The organism is Laribacter hongkongensis DSM 14985, from assembly GCF_000423285.1.
In the GTDB taxonomy this organism is placed as follows: domain Bacteria; phylum Pseudomonadota; class Gammaproteobacteria; order Burkholderiales; family Aquaspirillaceae; genus Laribacter; species Laribacter hongkongensis.
Map to the genome: position 1 here is coordinate 1 of NZ_AUHR01000028.1, position 8,231 is coordinate 8,231.

The 8,231-nt window shown below is 48.0% G+C and carries 11 protein-coding genes; 7 read left to right on the forward strand and 4 right to left on the reverse strand.

What is annotated here, in order from left to right; genetic code table 11:
- From G542_RS0113725 to G542_RS0113735, 3 genes are all read left to right on the forward strand, one after another.
- Positions 1–261, forward strand: a 261-nt coding sequence (locus tag G542_RS0113725; RefSeq protein ID WP_027824400.1) for a DUF4376 domain-containing protein, incomplete at its 5' end; no start/stop codon positions are given.
- Positions 261–482, forward strand: coding sequence for a hypothetical protein (locus G542_RS0113730; RefSeq protein ID WP_012697031.1), 222 nt, complete (start codon positions 261–263; stop codon positions 480–482). The genes G542_RS0113725 and G542_RS0113730, both read left to right, overlap by 1 nt.
- Positions 464–928 (forward strand): lysozyme, encoded by a 465-nt coding sequence (locus tag G542_RS0113735; protein ID WP_012697032.1) that lies wholly within the window; start codon positions 464–466, stop codon positions 926–928. Before G542_RS0113730 ends, G542_RS0113735 begins: the two co-directional genes overlap by 19 nt.
- A 38-nt stretch (positions 929–966) precedes the next feature.
- Here the strand turns inward: G542_RS0113735 and G542_RS19340 are convergent, their stop codons facing one another.
- A complete protein-coding gene (locus G542_RS19340) occupies positions 967–1,161 on the reverse strand; it encodes a hypothetical protein (RefSeq protein WP_012697033.1) in 195 nt (64 codons plus the stop codon).
- Here G542_RS19340 and G542_RS18190 point away from each other — a divergent pair.
- From G542_RS18190 to G542_RS18195, 4 genes are all read left to right on the forward strand, one after another.
- The gene (locus G542_RS18190; RefSeq protein WP_244878719.1) at positions 1,069–1,407 is read left to right on the forward strand and encodes a lysis system i-spanin subunit Rz; all 339 of its coding nucleotides are present in this window, start codon (positions 1,069–1,071) and stop codon (positions 1,405–1,407) included. The genes G542_RS19340 and G542_RS18190 overlap by 93 nt on opposite strands.
- Positions 1,408–1,661: 254 nt before the next feature.
- On the forward strand, positions 1,662–2,762 hold the full coding sequence (locus G542_RS0113745; protein ID WP_081666847.1) for a nucleoid-associated protein: 1,101 nt from the start codon (positions 1,662–1,664) through the stop codon (positions 2,760–2,762).
- Positions 2,762–3,754 carry a GTP pyrophosphokinase gene (locus G542_RS17070; RefSeq protein WP_051190077.1) on the forward strand — a complete coding sequence of 331 codons (993 nt, stop codon included), beginning with the start codon at positions 2,762–2,764 and terminating at the stop codon, positions 3,752–3,754. Before G542_RS0113745 ends, G542_RS17070 begins: the two co-directional genes overlap by 1 nt.
- A 64-nt stretch (positions 3,755–3,818) precedes the next feature.
- A complete protein-coding gene (locus G542_RS18195) occupies positions 3,819–4,499 on the forward strand; it encodes a DUF2971 domain-containing protein (protein WP_081666848.1) in 681 nt (226 codons plus the stop codon).
- Between the two features lie 244 nt (positions 4,500–4,743).
- Here G542_RS18195 and G542_RS18200 read toward each other — a convergent pair whose 3' ends face one another.
- From G542_RS18200 to G542_RS18865, 3 genes are all read right to left on the reverse strand, one after another.
- Positions 4,744–5,613, reverse strand: coding sequence for a hypothetical protein (locus G542_RS18200; RefSeq protein ID WP_169447589.1), 870 nt, complete (start codon positions 5,611–5,613; stop codon positions 4,744–4,746).
- Positions 5,610–7,295, reverse strand: coding sequence for an AAA family ATPase (locus G542_RS0113755; protein ID WP_027824403.1), 1,686 nt, complete (start codon positions 7,293–7,295; stop codon positions 5,610–5,612). Before G542_RS0113755 ends, G542_RS18200 begins: the two co-directional genes overlap by 4 nt.
- A 358-nt stretch (positions 7,296–7,653) precedes the next feature.
- Positions 7,654–8,231: Rha family transcriptional regulator (locus tag G542_RS18865; RefSeq protein WP_081666849.1), on the reverse strand; the 578-nt coding region annotated here is incomplete at its 5' end.

Consider the following 8,231-nt stretch of genomic DNA (forward strand, 5'->3'; position numbering starts at 1 on the left):
CGCTGGCTGACCACTCCGCTGGCACTGCAGGACATCCGTGACGTATTGCTCGCTGGTGCCGTGCCGAATGAGCAATGGGTGACGGCAGATCGCCAGATCGTGGCTATGACTCTGCATGAGCTGCAATCGCTGTGGCAGGCCATCACAGCCCGTGGCGCACAGATCTATCAGCGTCGGCTTGAGATGGAACAGCAAATCGCGGATATGAGCCGCGAGCAGCTGGAGGCATTTGTGCCTGGCTGGCCGGAAGGGAGCATGTAATGGCTCTTCCAAAAGAAACAGCCGTGGAGGCAATCAAGGCAGCTCCACCGGTCAGCGTTACCGCTGCCGTGCTGTCCGGTGTCTCGGTGGCAGATGTGATCCAGTGGCTGACGGTGCTGTATCTCGTCTTGCAGGTGGCCTACCTGCTGGCCAAGTGGCGCAGGGAGTCACGCGCAACCCAATTCAAATCGGAGCGACAGGCATGCGCACACGACAAATAGCTGCGGCCCTGACGCTGTCTGCCTCGGCGCTGGTCGGGATTGCCCTGCACGAAGGCTACCGGGACACGGCATACATTCCGGTACCGGGCGATGTGCCGACCATCGGCTTTGGCACAACCGAAGGCGTGAAGATGGGGGACCGCATCACGCCGCCCAAGGCGCTGGCCCGGGCATTGACCGACGTGCAGAAGTTCGAGGGGGCGCTGAAACAATGCGTTCGCGTGCCATTGCACCAGCACGAGTATGACGCCTTTGTCTCGCTGGCCTACAACATCGGCTCGGGGGCGTTTTGTGGCTCAACGCTGGTGCGAAAGCTCAATGCCGGCGACTACGCCGGAGCGTGTGCCGAAATTGATCGCTGGACCTATGCGGGAGGGAAACGCTTGCCCGGACTGGTCAAGCGTCGGGCAGAGGAGCGGGCCCGGTGTGAGGGGAGGGCGGGATGACTGATCTCTCGCATGGGGCTGTTCGCGTGCTGCTCTGCCTAGTGCTGCTGGCGGGTGCATGGTGGCATGGCCACCGCACTGGCGCTGCGGGTGTGCAGGTCGAATGGGATGCCGATCAGGCTCGCATAACGGCACAGCTGCTGGCCCAAGAACAGGCTGCGCGTGCAGCAGAACAGCAACACGCCCAGGCTCTTGCAGCCATCGATGCCCAATACCAGGAGAACGAACGCCATGCCCGACTCGAAAACAACCGTCTGCGTGCTCAGTTGCGTGCTGGCACTGTGCGCCTGTCAGTTCCCGTCGCTGCCGGTAGCTGCAACCTGCCCGCAGATGACTCCGCCTCCGGCCTCCGTGATGCAGCCCCGCGAGCCGAACTTTCGGCAGAGGCTGCTGACGATCTTGTCGCCCTCGCAGATGACGCCGATGCCGTCGTCAGGGAGCTGACAGCTTGTCAGTCGGCATGGAGTGTCTGGAATTAAACCTTGCATACTGATGATCGGGTTTTATTTTTGTGGGATGATCAGACATGGCTTTGAGAGTATCGGCGTGGGTAGACTGTCATGCCGATTATTAGTGTGGCTACTGTCAACCAGTTGCGAAGGTTTACTCGTCACACAGTGCCACTAATAGAGCAGTTAGTCCTCTTCGTGACCTATCGGATATCGCTGCCTTTGCGTTGAGCCAATGGTATTGGCATGCGATCCCATAGAAGAGGGTTATATAAGGAGAACACATGTCGGCACCTGAAATAGTCCAAGTACCTCAGTTCCGGTTTGAAGGATTGATGATACAACGCATTATTGTTCACCGCATCTATACTAGGGTTCCGGGTGAAGAACCTCGCGATCCCAAGACGAGTAATCACCTTGTCAAACTTGCTCAGCCAGCAATTGATGCGTTGCAACTTCGGGTCACAAAAGCCCTTGGAAACAAATCCCACGGTATTGAGATGTCGATCCATGATGTAACTGCAGGAAGTTTTTTTCAGACTGCGGCATCAATGCTCCATGCTGATGAAGCAAGCTTCATTAAGACATCTAAGGAGCTTGCAATAAGTCTGTACAAAGCCCAACTGACAACTAACACTCCAGGAGGGATGCTTGCCCTCATCGCCGGGCGTGTGGGGGATGATGCTTTGCCTTTTATTGCGGCGATCAAAGCAGAAACGCAAGATGGCTTCAAGGCAAATGAGAAAGATGACCAAGTTGACATGGAGTACATTGCCGAACTACTTCTTACAGACACACAACGGTTCTACAAAATCGGCCTCTTGACTGAATATGTCAGTAAACCTGCAGGAGCTGAGGGTTATCAGGCAGGCAACTATCGTTCGTTTTTGTTCGATCACCTGATGACAGCGACTGAAACTCGCCCTGCAGCAGCGTACTTCTACCGTGTTTTTTTGGGAATGGATATCCAATCTTCATCAAAAAAATTAACCCAAGATTTCTTCGAGTACACACGCGACTTTATAAAAACTGCTCCGCTTGAAGACAATGAAAAGCTCGACCTTCATGAAGCTCTGAGAACGGAACTCCGCAGTCAGGAAGCCACCATCAGTACGGGCGGATTTGGTGCAAAGCATCTACCAGCAGAACTTCGCAAGGAATATCAAGACTTTATGGCTGCCAAAGGTTTTCCTGCAAATGCAATTAATAAAGATACAGATTACATACGCGAGAAATTGAGGAGGCGCCGGAAATTTGTATTTACTAATGGGGTGTGGATTTCAACCCCACCAGAAAAAACAAATGATTTCTTACAGATCGAGCCTGCAAATGATGAAGGTATTACTGTTGTAAGAATCAAAGGGACATTCCAAGAGCAGCAGTAATGGACACAGAAGCTTTCCGTAAATATTTAGAGGAAAACCACTTGGGATATGCCAAGTGGGGAGCTTATGTTACGGAAAAAATCAATAGAGCTTTGATTGAAAAGATAGGGGAAGATAAAGCCCCTGTGCTTGTAAAAATCCCTGCTGCCCCTCGGGTAAAAGAGATAAATTCAGCTCTTGGCAAGGTTGGTCGTAAGGGGTATACCGACCCTGTCACTCAAATGACCGACCTTGTTGGTGTGCGATTCGTTGTATTGCTTTCAGAGCAAATTGACTTGATTTGCGATGTTGTGCGGCAAGAATCATTTTGGTCAGCGGAAGTATCCAAGGATTATCAAGATGAGATCGAAAAGAATCCTAAGATTTTTGACTATCAATCCCAGCACTTCGAGATAAGACCTAAGGCCAATTTTGAAATTGATGGCAGTATCATTACGACGGACATGTGCTGTGAAGTCCAAGTTAGAACACTGCTACAGCACGCATATGCAGAGCTAGTTCACGATAGCATCTACAAACCAGTTGGGCCGGTTCCTCACAAGGCTGAGCGTCAGGTTGCTAAAAGCATGGCACTGATGGAGACAACCGACGAGCTTTTCTGTAATACGATGAAGCTACTCACGGATGCAAACCAACCGAGAAATCAGCTATTAGATGACCTCACAGCACTCTATCGTGAGAAAATCGGAGGCCAATTTCTGAAGGTCGACGAGAAGACAAACTACGCAGTGCTTGATGAGTATAGAGATGTATTTAGGGATGGACTCTCCGCTGATATTGGTGGCTTTATTGAGAGAAAAAAATACATCCATATCAAAACGGCCGATCGTGCTCCAACCAATCCCTTCTACGCACAACCAGCCTTGTTATTTGTTTATTGGATAGTTAGTGAAATGGACCCTGATGAAGTAAAGCGGCGGTGGCCATTGCCAGGGTACTTACGGGAGCTTGAGGTGATATTCAGCGATTTAGACTGCAGGTCAATTTTCTAGCTCCATTAAATTTTATTTTGGACGTGTTTGTTTTTACCTAATATCCATAGGCATCGCGCTGTTTATGACTCCACCTTCCACTCCTAAGAAACTCTACAAGTACATTTCGTCTAATGGCGCTATACAATTATTTAAAACGCCTTCAGTATGGTTTCGCTTGCCAAATAAACTAAATGACATATTCGATATGTGTCCTGCTGGTTCGCATCCGATAGATGGCTTCGCTAGTGTAGCTATTCTTTGTCTTTGTGAAACACCGGTTTCTGCTCCAATGTGGAGTCACTATGGTGAGGAGGGCAAGGGTGTTGTCTTGGAATTCGATACACAAACGGATTTTTTCAAACGAAATGTGCCGCATAAAGTCAGATATCAAGCCAAACGACCAACAGTCAAAAACCTGTATGATGCTATGTTGGTTAAGCATACCGATTGGGCATATGAGCGAGAGTGGAGATGTTTTGCCGATGCAGCCTGTTTTTCATCTTTCCCAATGCGATTTCTGAAATCTCAACAGGCCCTAGTCGTTCCTTTTCCATTTGATTCTTTAACTGCCATTATTCATGGTTTTGATGGAAGGGTCGCAAAGGAAGCTAAGAATTTTTTAGAAAACCCATTGGCAAGGCATGTGAATCATTTCGTGTGCAGGATTGATTCTTTGGATTTTAAATTTAACCTCCGCACTTTGAATGATACCAGTCATATTTTTGAGAATAGGAATGCGGTAATGTGGGGTAGAGGTTGCTAATGATCTTGTTGCATATGACACAGATACTTTAGTTCAGTAAAGCTGAAGGCATGTCAAGTGGTGATGGTGCGTATCTTGAATAGAAAATTCAGGATCTGGAATCCGGGTTTTTATTTTGTTGAGTAATCTGGCCTTACTTCGAGATCAAGGCTGATTTGCAACAAAACCGTAAGTTTTACTGCAATAAAATTTTTATACGTGGTTAGTGCTGCATCTCTCATTTTGAGCCATTAATTCAGGAGGGCTAATCATCCATTAAAATCCGCCGAACCTTTTCGGGAGGGAGAGGGGGGCCATGAGGCGCTCGACTTTGAAGATCAGTTATCACCGCTGAGTTACGAAGTACGCCTTGATAGAATGCGATGCTCCAATTACTCGCGTAAGAATCTAAAGCTCTTTCCTTTAAGCGAACTTTAAAAGACTCTTTAACGTCGCAGCCTTTTAAGCTAACTATTCGAATCCAGCGTCGATATTGCTCATGGCAATATTCAATCATTCGTTCTTTAACGTGAAGAGATTTGATGTGTAGTTTTATACGTTCTTCGTCCTCAGTGCTTACATCATCTGTAATATTGAAAATTGGTTCGAATTTTGGCTGGTTATCAACTAACGAAATTTCAATGTAAAAGCGCACTGTTGATAGAGCTGAGCTATACATTGGATGAAGAAACATAGCTTGGCAATGATTATTGCAATAATAACGCTGTCCTTTGATTGGAGCACAGCTGCTACATTGTGGAACTAAATTGTTGGCGTAGATCGCATACTCTGGCCAATGCTCTTTCGGTAAAAAGTGATCTAGCGTTCTTGGTGGAAGTGGATAACCGCAGTAGGGACATTCATCAAGTTCATGCTTCCGACGACGGAAGACGAGCATTTCACGCAATTTCTTCGGAGGGGATGCATAAAACTCCTTAATTACTGATGCGGTCAAGGTGACCGTGGAGCTAGCTGGGCAGACCTTATAGTCATTGATTATGCCTTCAAAATCCTGATAGCGTTTTAACAAGGCATACTTTGCAAGGGACAGTAACCCTGCGTTTTCTTTATCAGAGGAGATAGCCAAATCTAACCACTCGCACACATTTGTGCGCATCAGCGCAAGATGTATCATTGAGATTCTCTCCTCTCAATCTTTATTTCATCACTCTCACTGACGATTTTCGTGGTCAGGTAAGTTAATGCCTCATCACCAACGCAGGGACCTAGCTCGTTCAAGGCGATTTCTAATGAATCGAGGGATTTTACTGCCTGATCAATAGAGTCTTCATATGGTTTGCGAACGACAAAGTCGTCAAATGCCAGACCTAAGATGACTTCGAGAGTTTGGCCAAAGGTTTCAAAGCCTGGATTGGAAACCTCAGTTCGATCACTAACTCTTCTGAGTACGGAAATCCCGGATTGCTCGACCTCACGTGCGAGGATTGATGAGTGAGTTGCAATGATTGCGTTGGATTTAGTCGCAGCCAGCAGCTTTTTGAGCATATCGAGTAGCCCGACCTCCATGGCTGGGTGTAAATACAGCTCTGGCTCGTCGAGGATGATTAAACTCTCGTCATCGACCTCGGCCACTAGATTTGGCAGTAGGTAAGAGTAAATGATCTGTCCAGAACTGAGAGTTACGAGTTGATTTCCCTTCTGGAACTGAATGCCAGATGTGTACAGGAAGTTTGAGTTTCTAGCTGCGCTATGCCTCTGAGAATCATCATCTCGCCTAAACACTACAGGTTGGTTATTCGTGTCCGCAAGAATGATTGCATCAAATTCGATTGAACTACGAAGAGTATCGAAAAGTAGTTTAAATCGACTAGTGGCCGGGTGCCATTGACTCTCTAGGTCATGCTGAAAAATTCGGTGAAGTGCACGGGCGCTACTCTCCTTTGGCCAATCAAGAGAAAATACGCCTTCAGGGTCACGAAATCCTAAATACACGTATTCATTAACAAGGAGTCGACGACGCTCTTGTGCATCCCTGAAATCATCTGCTCCTGCAGACTGGGTAGAATTACCAAGCGCAGCAGAGAGCTCTACTTCCGTTTTGAAAGACTCGAATGGAGAATATGCTGCGGCAATCACCTTATGGAAAAACGGCCAATTTTCTGCTGGATTGTATAGCCCCATCAAGGTGTCAACTAAGTGGCGTAGGGCGTGGCTTTTGCCAACGCCATTTCGCCCGATGAGTAGATTGACATTAGTCTTCCCTAGGGGGCGATCGTTATCAAATTTGAATTCAATGGGTTCGATTTGATCTGACACTCCATCTAGAGTAAAGGAGAACTTCCCTGGTGGCTCATAACGACCACATGAGATTTGAAGCCCTTTCTTTAGCATCGCATTTGCCATGCTGCTACGAAAAAGTGACAAGCCAAAACCTGCCCATCGGGTAAAATTTTCTTGTTTTCTGTAGTAATAGCTGCCATCGCAGATCTGACACAAAAAATCAGATGCGTGAACCTTTAATAAGGAGCCAATCCGGCGATAGTAGTCGATATCTGAAGCTAGGGAGACAACATTTTCAGGGGTGAGTAGGTTGGTAATGCGATGGCTGTTTCCAGTTAGTTCACCTGATTTCAAAAAATACTTCGAAGTATCCTTATAGCCGTTTACGAGTATTTTTGTTCTACCGAAAAACTCTCGATTGCCTTGATGGATTCTAAATACCTGAAAAGTGACTATATAGTCATAATCATCCCATGGGAGGGAATATTTCGTTCCGACGTGATCCTGAAGTAGATGAAACCCCTCGATCAAATCAAAATCAAAACTCGTGGAAAAAAAGAATTCAAACTGGGACATCAGTTTCTCCCTATGGATCATATTTGTGCGGCTTTAGCCTAATGCCCCGTTGAACGCTTTGCATAAATAGGTTATGAGATGCGGGCTGGCGACCTATCTGGCTAACGGTATGATTACTTAAAGCTTAAGGTGGCATTCTAGCGCAAATGCATGATATGAATCACCGCAAATTTTCTAGATATTTGGATGACTGTTCCAGAGGTTGAAGTTGCCAGTGTTCGCCTTGGGCCGTGACGGCAGTCAATGTAACCTTCCCCTCCTGATATAGATGGAAACAATACTCTGGATTGATGCCTGCCAGAACCGTTGAAGCACAAAGCACTGATGGAGTAGCCCCGGCTCAGCCGGGGCTACTCCATCAGTGCCCAAGTACTCGCCGTTCCACCATCCGGTAATACTCATCGCAATGGCTGCGGAGCTTTTGCAGACTGTTCAGGAACAGACTGATCTCGTGCGAACCGCCGAACACTCGTGAGGCAATGGGTGCGTTCAGCAGCCGTAGCGGTGGTTCCAGCTCTCGTAGGGTGTCACGCATCATGTCCACCATGCAGAACACGCCGTGCAGGTGATGGACTTCGCCCGCGGTCAGCAGGTAGCTGCCGGCTTCAACCTGGGTAACCGATGCTGCCGGAAGAACCTCGCCTTCCAGCACCAAACGATGTACGTACTCAATGGCCTGTGTTGTCTGCTCGGGAGTGAGCTGGTCGATATGCTCGACGCCGAACCGCTGATGAACCAATGCGTAGGCTTCCGGATACATCAGCGAGCGTTTGCCTACCAGCATGCTAACGGCGGCGCGGAGTGGGCTGCGCTCGTCAGCGGTGGTCGTCTGGGGTGCGGTAGGTTTGCCAAATAGTTGCTGGGCCATCCAATTGAAGGCGTTGATGTAAGCCTCCTTGATCTGGGCAGCCTTTTTGCCGGTGAAACCCATGACCA

What these genes read in the sequence shown, in the direction of transcription:
- G542_RS0113730 (WP_012697031.1), top strand. Translation starts at nt 261, where the DNA reads ATGGCTCTTCCAAAAGAAACAGCCGTGGAGGCAATCAAGGCAGCTCCA.
- G542_RS0113735 (WP_012697032.1), top strand. Translation starts at nt 464, where the DNA reads ATGCGCACACGACAAATAGCTGCGGCCCTGACGCTGTCTGCCTCGGCG.
- G542_RS19340 (WP_012697033.1), bottom strand. Translation starts at nt 1,161, where the DNA reads ATGGCGTTCGTTCTCCTGGTATTGGGCATCGATGGCTGCAAGAGCCTG.
- G542_RS0113745 (WP_081666847.1), top strand. Translation starts at nt 1,662, where the DNA reads ATGTCGGCACCTGAAATAGTCCAAGTACCTCAGTTCCGGTTTGAAGGA.
- G542_RS17070 (WP_051190077.1), top strand. Translation starts at nt 2,762, where the DNA reads ATGGACACAGAAGCTTTCCGTAAATATTTAGAGGAAAACCACTTGGGA.
- G542_RS18195 (WP_081666848.1), top strand. Translation starts at nt 3,819, where the DNA reads ATGACTCCACCTTCCACTCCTAAGAAACTCTACAAGTACATTTCGTCT.
- G542_RS18200 (WP_169447589.1), bottom strand. Translation starts at nt 5,613, where the DNA reads ATGATACATCTTGCGCTGATGCGCACAAATGTGTGCGAGTGGTTAGAT.
- G542_RS0113755 (WP_027824403.1), bottom strand. Translation starts at nt 7,295, where the DNA reads ATGTCCCAGTTTGAATTCTTTTTTTCCACGAGTTTTGATTTTGATTTG.